The 15,903-nt window shown below is 52.7% G+C and carries 14 protein-coding genes; 7 read left to right on the top strand and 7 right to left on the bottom strand.

Annotated elements, in window-relative coordinates:
• The first annotated feature begins 161 nt into the window (after positions 1-161).
• Complete coding sequence (paaZ, locus tag AC6I4B_RS11940; RefSeq protein ID WP_497765346.1) at positions 162-2,204, top strand: phenylacetic acid degradation bifunctional protein PaaZ; 2,043 nt, start codon at positions 162-164, stop codon at positions 2,202-2,204.
• 200 nt (positions 2,205-2,404) lie between these two features.
• Here paaZ and AC6I4B_RS11935 read toward each other — a convergent pair whose 3' ends face one another.
• Positions 2,405-2,806, bottom strand: a complete 402-nt coding sequence (locus AC6I4B_RS11935) for a hypothetical protein (RefSeq protein WP_497765345.1) — start codon at positions 2,804-2,806, stop codon at positions 2,405-2,407.
• On the bottom strand, positions 2,787-2,939 hold the full coding sequence (locus AC6I4B_RS11930; protein WP_497765343.1) for a hypothetical protein: 153 nt from the start codon (positions 2,937-2,939) through the stop codon (positions 2,787-2,789). Before AC6I4B_RS11930 ends, AC6I4B_RS11935 begins: the two co-directional genes overlap by 20 nt.
• 482 nt (positions 2,940-3,421) lie before the next feature.
• On the opposite strand from AC6I4B_RS11930, the gene tynA reads away from it, so the two are divergent.
• Positions 3,422-5,689: a primary-amine oxidase gene (gene tynA / locus AC6I4B_RS11925; RefSeq protein ID WP_497765341.1), complete on the top strand. Its 2,268-nt coding sequence runs from the start codon at positions 3,422-3,424 to the stop codon at positions 5,687-5,689.
• 234 nt (positions 5,690-5,923) lie between these two features.
• Positions 5,924-6,670, top strand: coding sequence for an alpha/beta fold hydrolase (locus AC6I4B_RS11920; RefSeq protein WP_497765339.1), 747 nt, complete (start codon positions 5,924-5,926; stop codon positions 6,668-6,670).
• Between the two features lie 263 nt (positions 6,671-6,933).
• On the opposite strand, the gene AC6I4B_RS11915 is transcribed toward AC6I4B_RS11920, so the two are convergent.
• A complete protein-coding gene (locus tag AC6I4B_RS11915; RefSeq protein ID WP_497765337.1) occupies positions 6,934-8,433 on the bottom strand; it encodes an aldehyde dehydrogenase family protein in 1,500 nt (499 codons plus the stop codon).
• Between the two features lie 270 nt (positions 8,434-8,703).
• On the opposite strand from AC6I4B_RS11915, the gene feaR reads away from it, so the two are divergent.
• On the top strand, positions 8,704-9,612 hold the full coding sequence (feaR, locus tag AC6I4B_RS11910) for a transcriptional regulator FeaR (protein WP_497765335.1): 909 nt from the start codon (positions 8,704-8,706) through the stop codon (positions 9,610-9,612).
• Between the two features lie 3 nt (positions 9,613-9,615).
• On the opposite strand, the gene AC6I4B_RS11905 is transcribed toward feaR, so the two are convergent.
• Both AC6I4B_RS11905 and yncE read right to left on the bottom strand, forming a co-directional pair.
• On the bottom strand, positions 9,616-9,837 hold the full coding sequence (locus tag AC6I4B_RS11905) for a YgdI/YgdR family lipoprotein (RefSeq protein ID WP_497772126.1): 222 nt from the start codon (positions 9,835-9,837) through the stop codon (positions 9,616-9,618).
• 157 nt (positions 9,838-9,994) lie between these two features.
• The gene (gene yncE / locus AC6I4B_RS11900) at positions 9,995-11,059 is read right to left on the bottom strand and encodes a 7-bladed beta-propeller protein YncE (RefSeq protein ID WP_497765334.1); all 1,065 of its coding nucleotides are present in this window, start codon (positions 11,057-11,059) and stop codon (positions 9,995-9,997) included.
• 256 nt (positions 11,060-11,315) lie between these two features.
• Here yncE and pqqU point away from each other — a divergent pair, with 256 nt between their 5' ends.
• Positions 11,316-13,427, top strand: coding sequence for a TonB-dependent receptor PqqU (pqqU, locus tag AC6I4B_RS11895; RefSeq protein WP_497765332.1), 2,112 nt, complete (start codon positions 11,316-11,318; stop codon positions 13,425-13,427).
• 46 nt (positions 13,428-13,473) lie between these two features.
• Here the strand turns inward: pqqU and AC6I4B_RS11890 are convergent, their stop codons facing one another.
• The gene (locus AC6I4B_RS11890; protein WP_497765330.1) at positions 13,474-14,133 is read right to left on the bottom strand and encodes a GntR family transcriptional regulator; all 660 of its coding nucleotides are present in this window, start codon (positions 14,131-14,133) and stop codon (positions 13,474-13,476) included.
• A 181-nt stretch (positions 14,134-14,314) separates the two neighbouring features.
• The gene (locus tag AC6I4B_RS11885; RefSeq protein ID WP_497765329.1) at positions 14,315-14,887 is read right to left on the bottom strand and encodes a helix-turn-helix domain-containing protein; all 573 of its coding nucleotides are present in this window, start codon (positions 14,885-14,887) and stop codon (positions 14,315-14,317) included.
• Positions 14,888-14,925: 38 nt separating this feature from the next.
• Here AC6I4B_RS11885 and AC6I4B_RS11880 point away from each other — a divergent pair, with 38 nt between their 5' ends.
• Together AC6I4B_RS11880 and AC6I4B_RS11875 are read left to right on the top strand one after the other, a co-directional pair.
• Positions 14,926-15,444: a GNAT family N-acetyltransferase gene (locus tag AC6I4B_RS11880; protein WP_497765327.1), complete on the top strand. Its 519-nt coding sequence runs from the start codon at positions 14,926-14,928 to the stop codon at positions 15,442-15,444.
• Positions 15,441-15,890, top strand: a complete 450-nt coding sequence (locus tag AC6I4B_RS11875; protein ID WP_497765326.1) for a DMT family transporter — start codon at positions 15,441-15,443, stop codon at positions 15,888-15,890. The genes AC6I4B_RS11880 and AC6I4B_RS11875 overlap by 4 nt, the downstream gene beginning before the upstream one ends.
• The last annotated feature ends 13 nt before the right edge of the window (positions 15,891-15,903 follow it).

The raw sequence follows: 15,903 nt of genomic DNA, 5'->3' as shown, positions 1-15,903 counted from the left end.
GCAAACGCTTTTGTAATTGCTATAAATAACAGTGTGATAAGAAAATCTCGCAAAGTGCTTGCGATCGCAATGTTAATAAATTATTAAAAACTAACTTGCATTTTGTGATTCAGAAAAGAACTATTTAAGGCGAGATCACGTAACATATCTGGAGATTCACCATGCAGCAGCTAGCCAGCTATTTGTCCGGCACCTGGCAGACAGGCCGGGGTCACATTCGCACTATTCATCACGCCATTAGCGGTGAGCCGCTGTGGGACGTTACCAGCGCGGGGTTGGATATGGCGCAAGCGCGCCGCTATGCCATTGAGCACGGCGGGAAAGCGTTACAGGCGATGACCTTTATTGAACGCAGCGCGATGCTGAAAGCCGTTGCGAAACACCTGCTGGAACACAAAGCCGATTTCTATGCGATTTCGGCTGAAACGGGTGCGACCCGCGCCGACAGTTGGGTAGATATCGAGGGCGGTATCGGCACTCTCTTTACCTACGCAAGCCTGGGTAGCCGCGAGCTGCCGGACGATACGCTGTGGCCGGAAGATGAACTGATCCCGTTGTCCAAAGCGGGGGGATTTGCCGCCCGTCACGTGCTGACGTCAAAATCTGGCGTGGCGGTTCACATCAACGCCTTTAACTTCCCCTGCTGGGGAATGTTAGAAAAGCTCGCGCCGACCTGGCTTGCCGGGATGCCCGCTATCATCAAACCCGCAACCGCGACCGCGCAGTTAACACAAGCGATGGTCAAAACAATTATCGATAGCGGCCTGGTGCCGGACGGTGCAATCAGCGTTATTTGCGGCGGCGCGGGCGACCTGCTCGACCACCTCGACAGCCAGGATGTGGTGACGTTTACCGGTTCTGCGCACACCGGACAACAGCTACGGGTACACCCGAACCTGGTGGCGAAATCCATTCCTTTCACGATGGAAGCCGACTCGCTCAACTGCTGTGTGCTGGGCGAGGACGTCACGCCGGAGCAGCCGGAATTCGCGCTGTTTATCCGTGAAGTGGTACGTGAGATGACCGCCAAAGCCGGTCAAAAATGTACGGCGATCCGCCGTATTATCGTGCCGCAAGCGCAGGTGCAAGCGGTGAGTGACGCGCTGATAGCGCGGCTGCAAAAAGTGGTGGTCGGCGATCCGGCGCAGGAAGGCGTGAAAATGGGTGCGCTGGTCAATACTGACCAGCGCCGCGATGTGCAGGAGAACGTCAATCGCCTGCTGGAAGCGGGATGTGAAGCGCTGCTGGGCGGCAAAGCGGATCTCAACGCGACGGGCGCTTTTTTCCCGCCGACGCTGTTATTTTGCTCGCAGCCGGATGAAGTGGCGGCGGTTCACGCCATCGAAGCGTTTGGCCCCGTCGCGACTCTGATGCCGTATCAACACCGCGAGCACGCTTTGACGCTGGCGCGCGCCGGCGGCGGCAGCCTGGCGGGAACGCTGGTGACGGCCGACAGCACGCTGGCGCGCGAGTTTATCCTCGGTGCGGCCCGCGCTCACGGGCGTATTCAGGTGTTGAATGAGGAGTCATCCGCCGAATCGACCGGCCACGGCTCGCCACTACCCCAACTGGTTCACGGTGGCCCAGGGCGTGCGGGCGGCGGAGAGGAACTTGGCGGCCTGCGCGCGGTAAAACACTACCTGCAACGCACCGCGATACAGGGCAGCCCAACCATGCTGGCGGCGATTGGCAAACAGTGGGTACGCGGCGCACAGGTGGCGGAAGACCATGTTCATCCATTCCGTAAATATTTCGAACAGATCCAGCCAGGCGACAGCCTGCTGACTCATCGCCGTACCGTTACCGAAGCCGATGTGGTGAATTTCGCCTGCCTGAGCGGTGACCACTTCTACGCCCATATGGACAAAATCGGCGCGGCACAATCACTGTTTGGCGAGCGTGTGGCACACGGTTATTTCCTGATTTCTGCCGCCGCCGGTTTGTTTGTTGACCCCGGCGTAGGGCCGGTTATCGCCAACTACGGTATGGAAAACCTGCGTTTTATCGAGCCGGTGAAACCGGGCGATACCATTCAGGTGCGCCTGACCTGTAAACGCAAAACGGTGAAACGCCAGCGTAGCGCCGAGGAGCAAGCCACCGGCGTAGTGGAATGGTCGGTAGAGATTTTCAATCAGCATCAACAGGCGGTTGCGCTGTATTCCATTCTGACGCTGGTTGCGCGCCAGAACGGGGATTTTGCCTAGCCCCTCACCTGCCCCTCTCCTTGAGGGAGAGGGGCGCATAGTGAAGCTCATTAAAATTCATTAATGACCAGCTAACTAAAGATAAAAAAGGCGTTCAACTCTTTGATCAGGTGTTTGCTGTAATGGAGGCTTTTACAGCCCAAATCTGATGTATTCTTTTAGATGCACAGTCACTCTTTATAGTGGTAGCGCCACACGGTTTATCGCTGAAGGACTAGAATGATCATTACTGAAAGCAACATCGTTTGAATAAACCATAATATTGCTTCAAATTTATATCCAACTGTTAATCTGATTGGTAATTCTTTCAAGAAATCAACCTGTTCTTTCTCCATGCCACACCTCTTATTATATGGCAAGAGTAATATCTTCATTATAGGAAATACATTACCTAAGTATGTCGCAGATGTGACCAATGAAGCATTCTCATACCTGGATAAAGCGGTAGGATATATTTTGTATTTAGTCTGATATAATTTTTTAATTTCAGAATATACAGACTTATTATAAGCACGCGCAAATACAATAAACACCATCACAATCAAACATAATAAAAAAACAATAAAACCTATATTTCCGCATTTATTCAATATAATGTTCATATATTATATTACCTCCATGCCCACCTAAATTTTCGCCTATATCTTCAGCTAATTTGGCAGCTCCAATACTAAAGCCCAAGCCTGTAACCAGGCAAAGAGCTGAACCTATCCCACCCACTTCGGCTGTGCTCATAAAAAATATCCGATAGTCATAATTTATCTCCTTTTCAACTAATAGTCTCACCCATCAAAGAACAACCCATTTGGCTTGTAAAATCATTCATAATTTTCTTGGAGACATTACAGCAGTTATATAGTTAAAAATCCCTATACAATGGAATGTGATTACAATCGCGATACAAATAAAAAAACAAAAATTATTTTCATTAACAATACAAAAATTAAATACTTCATCCATTCATATTTCATTTTATTATATTTTACTGCTTATTTTTATTTTCCAATACCAGGTTTTGTATATTCCCCTCCTTATTAGGCAGACAGTAACAAACAGTGCCTCTCTCGAGGCATTTTTTATGCCGTGTATTGGCAAAACTGACAAACAACCTGGCAAGCGCAAGCAAACAGAGAGTGACGTTCGGCTGTTAGTTTAAGAAGCTGAAGCCGAATAAGCAGCGGTAAGGCACAACAACATAACGATAAGATGAGGTCACAATGTCAAAAGGTTCGATTCGTTCGAAACGCAAAACAGCGCTGGCGCTGGCTGTCGCCCTGTTCTGCGCCTGGCAAACCCCCGTTTTCGCCCACGGCGGCGAGGCGCATATGATACCGATGGATAAAGCGCTGCAAGACTTTGGCGCCGACGTTCAGTGGGATGACTACGCGCAGATGTACACCCTGATAAAAGACGGCGCTTACGTGAAGGTGAAACCGGGCGCGAAAACTGCGGTAGTCAACGGGCAAACGCTGGATTTGCCGGTTCCTGTCGTCATGAAGGACAACAAAGCGTGGGTTTCCGAAACCTTTATCAATGACGTTTTCCAGTCTGGTCTGGATCAAACCTTCCAGGTGGAAAAAAGCCCACATCCGCTGAATGCCCTGAGCGCCGACGAAATCAAACAGGCCGTTGAGATAGCCAAAGCCTCGCCAGATTTTAAACCGAACACCCGTTTTACCGAGATTTCTCTGCGCCCGCCGGAGAAAGCCGCCGTGTGGGCTTTTGCGCTGGAAGGCAAAACCTTTGACGAACCGCGTAAAGCCGATGTCATCATGCTCGATGGCAAGCACATCATTGAAGGCGTTGTTGACCTGCAAAACAAAAAAATCCTCTCCTGGCAGCCTATCAAAGACGCGCACGGTATGGTGCTGATTGATGATTTCGGCAGCGTACAAAATATCATTAACGCCAGCGCAGAGTTTGCCGAAGCGGTGAAAAAACGCGGCATCAGCGACCCGAAAAAAGTCATCACCACCCCGCTCACCGTGGGCTATTTTGACGGTAAAGACGGCCTGAAACAGGACGCGCGCCTACTGAAAGTAATCAGCTATCTGGACGTGGGCGACGGGAACTACTGGGCGCACCCTATTGAGAATCTGGTGGCCGTTGTCGACCTTGAACAGAAGAAAATTGTGAAGCTGGAAGAAGGCCCGGTGATCCCCGTGCCGATGGCGGCTCGCTCTTACGACGGTCGCGACCGCGTTGCACCAGCCGTAAAACCTCTGGATATCATTGAACCGGAAGGCAAAAACTACACCATCACCGGTGATATGATCCACTGGCGCAACTGGGACTTCCACCTGAGCATGAACTCCCGTGTGGGGCCGATTCTTTCGACCGTGACCTATAACGACAACGGTACTAAACGCAAAGTGATGTATGAAGGCTCGCTCGGCGGCATGATTGTGCCTTACGGCGACCCGGATATTGGCTGGTATTTCAAAGCCTATCTCGACTCTGGCGACTACGGTATGGGCACGCTCACCTCGCCTATCGCGCGAGGCAAAGATGCCCCGTCTAACGCCGTATTGCTGAATGAAACTATCGCCGACTACACCGGGACACCGACCGAGATCCCGCGCGCTATCGCCGTGTTCGAGCGCTATGCTGGGCCGGAATATAAGCACCAGGAAATGGGCCAGCCTAACGTCAGCACCCAGCGTCGTGAGCTGGTGGTGCGTTGGGTAAGTACCGTAGGTAACTACGATTATATCTTTGACTGGATCTTCCACGAAAATGGCACGATCGGCATCGATGCAGGAGCGACAGGTATCGAAGCAGTAAAAGGCGTAAAAGCCAAAACCATGCACGACCCCAGCGCGAAAGAGGATACCCGTTACGGTACGCTGATTGACCACAATATCGTGGGCACAACGCACCAGCATATCTACAACTTCCGTCTTGATCTCGACGTAGACGGCGAAAATAACAGCCTGGTGGCGATGGATCCGGTCGTTAAACCAAACACCGCTGGCGGCCCGCGCACCAGTACTATGCAGATTAACGAGTACGCCATCAGCAATGAGAAAGACGCAGCGCAGAAGTTTGACCCCGGCACTATTCGCCTGCTGAGCAACCCAAACAAAGAAAACCGTATGGGTAACGCGGTTTCTTACCAGATTATCCCTTACGCAGGCGGCACGCATCCGGTAGCCAAAGGCGCGCAGTTTGCACCCGATGAGTGGATTTATCACCGTCTGAGTTTTATGGACAAACAGCTTTGGGTGACGCGCTACCACGCTGACGAGCGCTTCCCTGAAGGCAAATATCCTAACCGTTCCGTGCACGACACCGGTCTGGGGCAGTACGTTAACGACAACGAATCGCTGGAAAACACCGACACCGTGGTATGGATGACGACCGGTACAACCCACGTCGCCCGCGCCGAAGAGTGGCCGATTATGCCAACCGAATGGGTGCATACCTTGCTGAAACCGTGGAACTTCTTTGATGAAACGCCAACGCTTGACGAGAAGAAAAAGTAAGCCACTGAGTCAGTGAATATCCCCGGCTGAAAGGCTGGGGTTTTTTTATGGTATTTTCACATAACAAATTGAATTATCGCGTGTTATTCCACTTGCAAACAGCATGGCTCCACGCCTCCGTCTTATTGAACATGTCACTCTCGGAAAAAGGCTTGATTTCTTGCAACAACAGAATCATTGTCGGTCACACTACTGTCGCTTTATTGTGGCCCCAGATGAGCCCCGAGATAACCAATGGATGCTTTCTTTTCCTCCACCGCACAGTGCCTTGTTCGCTGGCATGACTTACCCGGAAGCGGCACGCCGATTATTTTTGTGCATGGCTTAGGCTGTGCCTCCTCATACGAATATCCTCGTGTAGTCACCGACTCTTTATTCGCCGCAAGACGGGCAATTTTGGTGGATTTACCTGGCTGTGGATACAGCCAAAAGCCACTGAATTACAACTACTCAATTACAGAGCAGGCAGGCGTCATTGCAGAGTTAGTGCTGCACCTTGGGCTAAAAAAGTGCTTTTTATACGGGCATAGCATGGGAGGCAGCATTAGCATTGAAGCGGCTGAACAGCTCGGAGAATACCTGCAGGGACTGGTCGTCTCTGAGCCAAATTTTCATCCCGGCGGTGGTTTTTTTAGCCGACAAATCTGTAGCCACAGTGAGGAGCAGTTTATTGACAGCGAGTGGCAACGCATGGTGGCAGAGGAAAGAGGTCCGTGGGCGGGAAGCTTAGCGATAAATGCCCCGTGGGCAGTGTGGCGCGGTGCTGCCAGCCTGATTGCCGGTAGCAACTGGTTCGATCGCTTTGTCAGTCTGCCAGTAGCCAAGCAACTGATTTTTGGAGAGCACTCCTTACCCGATGATGATTTTACTCGCCTCGCCGCTACGGGTGTTCAAACGGTTATTTTACCCAACTGTGGACATTGCATGTCCTGGGAAAATCCCGGCGCGCTGGCTGGAGCGTTATCCAGCTTCTGTCGGTAGATAGATTGCAAAAATCTAATAACACATATAAAACCTTAACCTAATTATATTTATTGCCGTGATTTCATTCGCTTTTAAGCGGCCATGAAAAATCAGCACTAATAATGGTTCTGGCATAATACACTCACGGGCATGGAAGCATTATTCTCACTGAATTATTTTCATAATCAGGAGATCGCAATTTCCATGCCCGTTTCGCCTTTCCTTCTCTATGACAGAGACTTCCTCACGTCCTTACCGGCATTGATCAACGCCAAAAAACCTTAATAGCGCACGCACACCGATTTCGTTTCGCACCAGTCGTTTAGCCAGTCTGGGCCGAAATCGCGCCCCGTACCGGACTGCTTCATACCGCCGAATGGCAGGTTGGCATCGATAAGCGTATGGCTGTTGACCCACACTGTGCCAGCCTGCAAACGGTCGGTGTAGTTTAATGCCTGGGTCAGATCACGCGTCCAGACGCTGGCGGTCAGGCCAAAATCACTGTCGTTTGCCAGCCGTAATGCCTCTTCGCCGTCGGCGACGCGCACCAGGTTAACCACGGGGCCAAACACTTCTTCACGGGTTAAACGCAGGTTAGCCGAGGGATTAATCACAAGCGTTGGCGGGATGTAATAGCCCTGGCCATCGGGGCCGGAATGGCCGCTGATAATTTCGGCTTTTTGCTGGCGAGCATCGTCCAGATAGGCCGCCACTTTCGCGCAATGCGCCCTGGAAACCACAGGGTTAATCTGGGTGCTTTCCAACATGCCCGGCCCCACTTGCAGTGATTTCACCGCCTGTTCAAAGCCGCTGACCAGGGTGTCAAACAGCGGCGCTTCAATGTAGATACGCGAACTGGCAGCACACACCTGCCCTTGATTGAGGAAGCTGCCGGTCATCAGCCCTTCGATAACCCACGCGGGGTCGGCGTCTTTCAGTACGATAGCCGGGTTTTTGCCGCCCAGTTCCAGCGTGACGCGGGTCAGGCGGTCGGCGGCAACGCGGGCAATCTGTTTGCCGGTGGCGGTAGAACCGGTAAAGCTCACCTTTGCTACCTGCGGGTGCGAGGTCAGCGCTGCGCCGCACTCTGCGCCACTGCCGGTGACGACGTTAAACACGCCGTCTGGAATACCGGCTTCGCTGGCCAGTTCCGCCACGCGCAGCAGCGTTAACGGCGTGGTTTCAGAAGGTTTAATCACAATCGAGCAGCCCGCCGCCAGCGCTGGCATCACTTTCCACATGCCAATCATCAGCGGGAAGTTCCACGGCACGATACCCGCCACCACGCCCACCGGCTCTTTTTTCGTCCACGCCTGGTAGCGCGCGCCCTGCGGGAATGGGATAGAAACATCCAGCGTGCGACCACTTATTTTGGTAGTCAGCCCGGCGGTATAGCGCATCCAGTTCAGCGTACAGCCCACTTCGAAGGCGCGAGAAATATTGATAGATTTGCCCTGCTCCAGCGTTTCTAACTGCGCCAGTTCCTCGCCATGCTGTTCGACTAAATCGGCAAAGCGCAGCAGAATGCGTTCGCGATCGGCTGGCGGGCGTCCGGCCCAATCGCGGGAGACAAACACGCGCCAGGCCGACATCACAGCGCGATCAACGTCGGCGACACTGGCGTCTGCGGTACTGGCAATCGCCTGACCGGTTGCCGGGTTCCATACGGTGAGACGTTTTTCGCTTTGCGCGGCCTGCTGCGCGCCATCGATGTATAAACCGTGCTGACGGTCTAAGAATTGCTGCACGCTGGCGAGCAGTGCTACCGGTGCTGTGGACATATCGTCTCCTTATTCTTTGCGGATATACAGGCCATCCTCCAGGCTGAAGGATGATGTATAGGGTATTTTCAGTCTACGGCGCGTCAGGCAAAGGCGCTTTTGTCTCTGTGACATTCGCTTTTACGGCTGTGACAGACACCGCAAATCAACAGATTGCGATGGCAGAAATGTGCCGCAGGTAATAGTTCTTTCATATATTCTCCGCCGCGCTCTTGTTTGTATAAACATAAATGCAACAATAACCATACATTTTCATTGCAGAGATGGCGTATGGCAGCAATAGAGCGCGATGAGGCATATCAGCACTGGCTGGCAACAATTAATCAGGTCTGTGGCAATTTTGCCGCCCGCCCGCTGGAGGACGATTTTCACGGCGAAATCGACACCAGTTATGCTGGCAGCCTCAAGCTGAGCACCGTCACCACTCGCAACGTGAATCTGTACCGCACGCGCCAGGAGATCCGCCACGGCAACGACGCATGGTTTTATACCGTTTTTCAGCTTTCCGGCCAGGCTCATATCGAGCAAGATGACCGCCAGGTTCACCTTGAAACCGGTGATATGACGTTGATTGATGCTTCGCGCCCCTGCTCCATTTTGTGGCAGCAAACGTCACGACAAGTGTCGCTGTTACTGCCACGCCAACTGCTGGAGAACTCGCTTCGTGGCAGTGGGATAAGCGCAGTGACTCGGCTGGAGCGTTCGCTACCGATGGTACAGCTCAGCCAGCGATTACTGCATGAGAGCATGAGCAGCCCGTCGCTTTCTGCCAGTGAAAGCGAGGCGGCGTTAGAGGCGATGGTGTGCCTACTGCGCCCTATGCTGCACCGACAAACCGTGACACCGACGCGGCGCGAGAAGCAATTTCAGAAAATCATGACGCTAATAGATGATGCGATTCAGGAAGAGCACTTGCGCCCGGAATGGCTGGCGGGGGAAACGGGGATGTCGGTAAGAAGCCTGTACCGGCTGTTTGCCGATAAAGGGCTGGTGGTGGCGCAGTACATTAAAAACCGTCGTCTGGATCTCTGCGCCAGAGCGCTGCAAAGCGCGCGCGACGATGAAAAACTGGCCGGTATCGGTTACCGCTGGGGCTTCAGCGACCACAGCCATTTTTCCACCGCATTCAAACAACGTTTTGGGATGTCCCCCGGCGAGTATCGTAAGCGCGCCCGCTAACGTTTATTGCTTTTCCGCGACCTGCACCACATCACTACTGCTGATTTCGCGCGTGTAGCCGTATTCATCAACATAGCGCGTGATACCACGGTTTGCATCCACCTCCGGCTTGCCGTAGGCCACTAACGTATGCCCGTTTGTGGTGGTCATCACGTATTGCGTTGAGCATCCCGCCAGCGCGAATAACATCGCCCCTGCGCACAAAACAGATAAAGATTTCTTGATTCTTCCGCTGACAGTTTCCATACCGTAGTTTCCATATATTTTGTAGGGACAAGTCGGCGTATTGTATGCCCGATGGCGAGGCTGGCTATGAGCGAGGTGTAACAGGAGATAAACAGCAGGATTCGGGAGGTGCAGATCACACCTCCCACAGGCAATTTTACAGTGCGATACGAATCACATCATCAGGCTGAGTAGCCTCTTTCTGACGGGTAGACTCCTGCTTCACGCTGACGTACAGCGTTTTACCATCGGCGGACAGCGCCAGGCTGTTCGGGAAGGTTGGGGTCTGGATAGTTTTCGTCACTTTATACGTTTTGGCATCGATAACCGTCACCGTACCGGCTTTACGCTGGGTGACGTAGGCTTCGTTGCGCGCTGGGTTAAACAGCACCGCCAGCCCTTCTTTGGTGTCTACTTTCGCCAGCATTTTGCCATCTTTCAGGTTAACCACCAGCACTTCTGGCTGCTTCGAGTCGGTAATGAACGCGCGCTGGCCTGCGGTATCCAGGCTGATGTTCATGTAGAAGTGCTCTTTACCGTCGTCTTGCAGTTTCTGACGGGTCAAAATTTTGTTACTGGCAGTATCAATGGTAATCAGCTCACCGTCGGCGTTGGTCACGTACAGACGCTGTTTTTCAGCATCGACCGCCAGACCCGTACCAAAAGAGCCGGTTCCGGTAATGGTCGTTTTCAGCGTCAGTTTGTCGCCATCAACCACCCATACGGAGCTGCCCTCTTTACCAATACCGGTGATATAGACCGTGTTGGTTTTCTCATCCACCGCCAGCTCACGCGGCTGCAACGGCTTCACGGTTTCGCTACGTTGGCGGTCATCCAGCACCAGACGCCCTTTGACATCGCCCGTTTTCGCATCAATCGCCGTGACTGCGCCGTTAACGGTATTACCAAACCACAGCGTCTGGGTTTGGCTGTTCAGCGTCGCGCCGAACGGTTTCAGGTCGTTATGAATAACCTGGGTCACTTCCAGCGTTGCGGGGTCAAGACGATAAACCACACCGCCTTTATCCGTTTTACGGCTTTGCGAAGTGGCCAGCCAGAGCGCGTTTTCCTGTTGGCTATAGGCCATTTCATATGCCCCTTTACCGACCGCTTTACGCAGCATTTCATCTGCGGCATGTGCGCTAAAACTCCCCGCCAGCAGTAAAGCACTCAACAACAGAGAACGGCGCAGGCGCGGTGCGGACAATTGACGTAATGACATGACGACTCCCTTTGATGAACTGATTTTTTACGCTTCACATTGCTTCAGAGTTCACGGCGTCGTAGCACCGCGTTTTGTAGATGAGAATAGTAATCATTAATTGACGAAAAGTAGAGCATTTCTTTGCTACAACAACCAAATAGTTGCTATTGCGCTACCTGCAATTAACGATTAATGCCGCTAAAGTTTTCAATATATTTACAAAAGTATTACTCTATTTGGGTCTGTTCCATTTGGTACATTTTGCGAGTTTTTCATGAAAATCATAACTGTGCGCTCAGTAACGCTGCCCGCGCTGCTGTTGCCGCTGATCTTTTCCCCTGTTTCCTGGGCCGATGACGAACAAACGTTGATCGTCACCGCTGCGCCGCAAACGGTATCGGAACTGGATACTCCGGCCTCCGTTAGCGTGGTGGACGGTGACGAGATGCGCCATGCCGCGCCGCGCGTGAACCTCTCTGAGTCGCTCGGCGCCGTCCCCGGTTTGCAGATTCAAAACCGGCAGAACTACGCCCAGGATCTGCAACTATCGATTCGCGGTTTTGGCTCGCGTTCAACCTATGGCGTGCGCGGAATTCGCCTGTACGTTGATGGTATTCCGTCAACCATGCCGGACGGCCAGGGGCAAACTTCTAATATTGATATCGGTAGTATTGAGCATATTGATGTGTTGCGCGGCCCGTTCTCGGCGCTGTATGGCAACGCCTCCGGCGGCGTGGTTAACGTCACGACACAAAGCGGCCAACAGCCGACCACGCTTGAAGCCAGCAGTTATTACGGCAGCTTTGGCACCTGGCATTACGGCATGAAAGCCAGCGGTGCGGTCGGCGACGGCAGCCACGCCGGAGATGTTGATTACACGGTATCGACCAACCGTTTCATCACTCACGGCTATCGTGACCACAGTGCGGCGCGCAAAAATCTCGCCAATGCCAAACTCGGTGTGCGAATTAACGAAGCCAGTAAGCTCACGCTGCTGTTTAACAGCGTCGATATTAACGCCAACGATCCTGGTGGGTTAAATGCCAGCGAGCTACTCGCGAACCCACGGCAGTCGCCGCGTGGCGAGCAGTACAATATGCGCAAAACCGTCAAGCAAACGCAGGCGGGATTGCGCTATGAGCGCCAGCTTAGCGAGCGCGATGATCTAAGCGTGATGATGTACGCCGGTGAGCGCCAGACTACGCAATATCAGTCGATCCCGCGCGCACCACAGCTTAAGCCGAGCCATGCCGGTGGCGTTATCGACCTCGACAGAGACTATCAGGGTATTGATACTCGCTGGACGCATCGTGGGGAATTACTGCTCCCGGTCACCTTTACCGTCGGGCTGAATTACGAAAACATGAGCGAAAAGCGCAAGGGCTTTGAGAATTTCGTGATGAACGGCAGCACGCCGGAGTACGGTGAAAAAGGCAACCTGCGCCGCAACGAGCGCAATCTGATGTGGAACCTTGACCCATACCTGCAAACCCAGTGGCAGTTAACCGACAAACTGAGCCTCGACGCCGGAGTCCGTTACAGTTCGGTATGGTTTGATTCCAACGACTATTATGTGACGCCAGGCAATGCCGATAGCAGCGGCGACACCCGCTACCACAAATGGCTGCCCGCAGGATCGTTAAAGTACGCCGTGACCGATGCGTGGAATGTGTATCTCTCCGCCGGACGCGGGTTTGAAACGCCGACCATTAACGAGTTGTCGTACCGCTCTGGCAGCACCGGCGGCCTGAATTTAGATCTCAAACCCGCCACCAATGAAACCGTCGAAATCGGCAGTAAAACCCGCGTGGGCAACGGTTTGTTAACGATGGCGCTATTCCAGACCGATACCACCAACGAAATCGTGACTGACAGCAATACCGATAGCCGCGCCAGTTATAAAAATGCCGGTAAAACGCGCCGTCAGGGGGCAGAACTTTCGCTTGATCAACAGTTTGCCGAGAACTGGCGCACCAAAGCGGCCTGGACATGGCTTGATGCAACCTATCGCAGCAACGCCTGTGGCGATAACAGTTGTAACGGGAATCGTATTCCTGGTATCGCGCGTAATATGGGCTTCGCATCGCTGGGTTATGAACCAGAAAGCGGCTGGTACGCCGGAGCCGATATCCGCTATATGAGCGATATCATGGCGAACGATGCCAATACCGCTAAAGCTCCATCGTGGACGGTGGTAGGCCTGAACACCGGCTACAAATTCGATATCGGTCACTGGAATTTGGATCTGTTTGGCCGTGTCGATAACCTGTTCGACCGCGAGTACGTCGGTTCCGTTATTGTCAACGAGTCTAATGGCCGCTACTACGAGCCAGCGCCGGGTCGTAACTACGGCGTGGGGTTAAATGTATCGTGGCGTTTTGAATAATGCAGACGTTTCCGGGGAAACCCGGAAACGAATTTATGCTGATGAATTAATGCCGATATTGCTGCTGTAAAAATGTCGCCGAGTCATCGATAACCTGGCAGATAGCCATATAACTGGCAGAAGATTCTTTTTTCTCCAGCGCAGACAGCAGCGGCTGATAAATATTTTTATGCTGAAACGGTTCTACCGGGTTGGAATACAAATAGTGGAAACTTGGGCCGATGCGCACCCATAATTGTTCAATCATCGTCATTAATGTCGGCATTTCTGCATAGGCATAAATCTGGAAGCGGAATTGATAATTAGCTTGCAGCATTTTGGTGACGTCGCCAGCGGCCTTCGCCTCGTGGAATCGTGCCGACAGGTGATTTAATTCACCTAATTTTTCCGTGGTTATTCTGTCCGATGCGGCGGCGGTCGCCATGCCTTCAAGGTTTTTGCGAATCTGGCTAATTTCGCTATAGTCAGAATGAGTTAATACCGGAACCATAAATGCCTGCGCGGGTGCGGCCTGTAGCGCACCTGAGGCGACTAGCCGTAGCAGCGCTTCGCGAACGGGGGTAATGCTGATGCCCTGGTGCACGGCAATGTCACGCGTCACCAATCGCGCACCGGGTTTTAATGCGCCGACAACCAATGCATTCTTGATATTATTCTCAACCTGTTGTGTCAAACTCATACGTTGTGCTTTGGCAAAATCCAACATTTTTATTATAACTCCGCATATAATAGGCTCACCGCCCTATTATAATTAATAGCTGGTATTTTCTTTTTTTGCGTAACAAATATGACATATATTTTTAAATTGCTCCCTGAGTAAAATTATCGTGGAAATAATGCTGAGAGAACCGTGAAAAAATAGCATTGTACTATGCCTCAATGCGACGTTATAACGGCGCATTGAGGCGAACCACCAGGTAGACACAGGGTTGGTCGCTATCATTAATAAAGCGACAGTCGTTCGGCGGCCCCAGCTCCAGACAATCTCCGGCCTGCATTCGGTGTGCGGTGTCACCTTCCATAAACAGCAGTTCCCCACCCTGCACCCAAATAAGTTGGCGCGCCGTCGCATAGGCTGAGGCGGGCATCGGGATATCGCTACCGGCGGGCAGCTCGATTTGCACCAGATCGATCGGCAGCTCACCGCGCGGCGAAACGTGGCGGCGCAGATAATGCGTTTGTGGGTCGTGCCACACCGGTTGGTCGGCAAAGCGGAGCAACTTGCCCTCTTGCATCTCCGCACGGGCAATCAACGTCGACATGCTGATCCCAAACGCGCCAGACAACCGCGCCAACAGCGCCGCCGTTGGGCTGCTTTCACCATGTTCAATTTTGTGGATCATCGCTCTGGACACGCCCGCCCGCTCGGCAAGTTCGCTGAGCGACCAGCTACGGGACTCACGCTCAATGCGAATTCTTGCCCCGATCCGTTGATTTAAGTTGTCTTCAATAGTATTCATATCGTTATACTATAGTGAACAACACACAGGGTGCAACCATGTCCATTCGTTTTGCGACAAAAGAAGACTGCGCCGCGATTGCGGCAATTTACAACCATGCCGTGGTGCATACGGCAGCTATCTGGAACGATAAAACCGTCGATACCGACAACCGCATTGCGTGGTTTGAAGCGCGCCAGTTTGGTCACTTTCCGGTACTGGTTAGCGAAGAAAACGGCGAGGTCACCGGCTATGCCTCTTACGGTGATTGGCGCTCGTTTGACGGTTTTCGCCACACCGTAGAACACTCCGTTTATGTGCACCCAGAGCACCAGGGCAAAGGTTTGGGTAATTTGCTGCTTGCCGCGCTGATTGAGGAAGCCCGCCGCCGTGGCAAGCACGTGATGGTGGCTGGTATTGAATCGCAAAACCATGCATCGCTGCACCTGCACCAGAAGCACGGCTTCGTCACCACGGGGCAGATGCCGCAGGTTGGCACTAAATTTGGCCGCTGGCTGGATCTCACCTTTATGCAGTTACAGTTGGATAACCGCACAGACCCGGACGGGCTGGCATGAATCAATCCCTGACGCTGACGTTTCTGATAGCTGCCGGTATCGGCCTGGTTATCCAGAACACGCTGATGGTGCGCATTACGCAGTCGGCTTCGACCATTTTAGTGGCGATGCTGTTAAATTCGCTGGTCGGTATTGTGTTGTTCGTCAGTATTTTGCTGATTAAACACGGTCTGGCGGGGGTGAGTGAGCTGGTTTCGACCATTAAATGGTGGACGTTGATTCCTGGCCTGCTGGGTTCATTTTTTGTCTTTGCCAGCATTAGCGGTTATCAATATGTCGGTGCGGCAACAACGATTGCGGTGCTGGTCGCCAGCCAGCTTATCGGCGGCTTAGCGATGGATATTGTGCGCAGCCACGGCATCCCCTGGCGCGCGCTGGTCGGCCCGGTTTGCGGTGCGGTCATGTTGATTATCGGCGCCTGGCTGGTGGCCAGACGCCAGTTTTGAATTGCCTGATGGC

The organism is Kluyvera fluvialis (genome assembly GCF_059725275.1).
The sequence above is the reverse complement of the archived record's forward strand: the minus strand, read 5'-3'. Positions and strand labels throughout refer to the sequence as shown.

Coding starts and splice junctions, on each gene's coding strand:
- paaZ (WP_497765346.1), top strand. CDS start 162: ATGCAGCAGCTAGCCAGCTATTTGTCCGGCACCTGGCAGACAGGCCGG.
- AC6I4B_RS11935 (WP_497765345.1), bottom strand. CDS start 2,806: ATGAACATTATATTGAATAAATGCGGAAATATAGGTTTTATTGTTTTT.
- AC6I4B_RS11930 (WP_497765343.1), bottom strand. CDS start 2,939: ATGAGCACAGCCGAAGTGGGTGGGATAGGTTCAGCTCTTTGCCTGGTT.
- tynA (WP_497765341.1), top strand. CDS start 3,422: ATGTCAAAAGGTTCGATTCGTTCGAAACGCAAAACAGCGCTGGCGCTG.
- AC6I4B_RS11920 (WP_497765339.1), top strand. CDS start 5,924: ATGGATGCTTTCTTTTCCTCCACCGCACAGTGCCTTGTTCGCTGGCAT.
- AC6I4B_RS11915 (WP_497765337.1), bottom strand. CDS start 8,433: ATGTCCACAGCACCGGTAGCACTGCTCGCCAGCGTGCAGCAATTCTTA.
- feaR (WP_497765335.1), top strand. CDS start 8,704: ATGGCAGCAATAGAGCGCGATGAGGCATATCAGCACTGGCTGGCAACA.
- yncE (WP_497765334.1), bottom strand. CDS start 11,059: ATGTCATTACGTCAATTGTCCGCACCGCGCCTGCGCCGTTCTCTGTTG.
- pqqU (WP_497765332.1), top strand. CDS start 11,316: ATGAAAATCATAACTGTGCGCTCAGTAACGCTGCCCGCGCTGCTGTTG.
- AC6I4B_RS11890 (WP_497765330.1), bottom strand. CDS start 14,133: ATGTTGGATTTTGCCAAAGCACAACGTATGAGTTTGACACAACAGGTT.
- AC6I4B_RS11885 (WP_497765329.1), bottom strand. CDS start 14,887: ATGAATACTATTGAAGACAACTTAAATCAACGGATCGGGGCAAGAATT.
- AC6I4B_RS11880 (WP_497765327.1), top strand. CDS start 14,926: ATGTCCATTCGTTTTGCGACAAAAGAAGACTGCGCCGCGATTGCGGCA.
- AC6I4B_RS11875 (WP_497765326.1), top strand. CDS start 15,441: ATGAATCAATCCCTGACGCTGACGTTTCTGATAGCTGCCGGTATCGGC.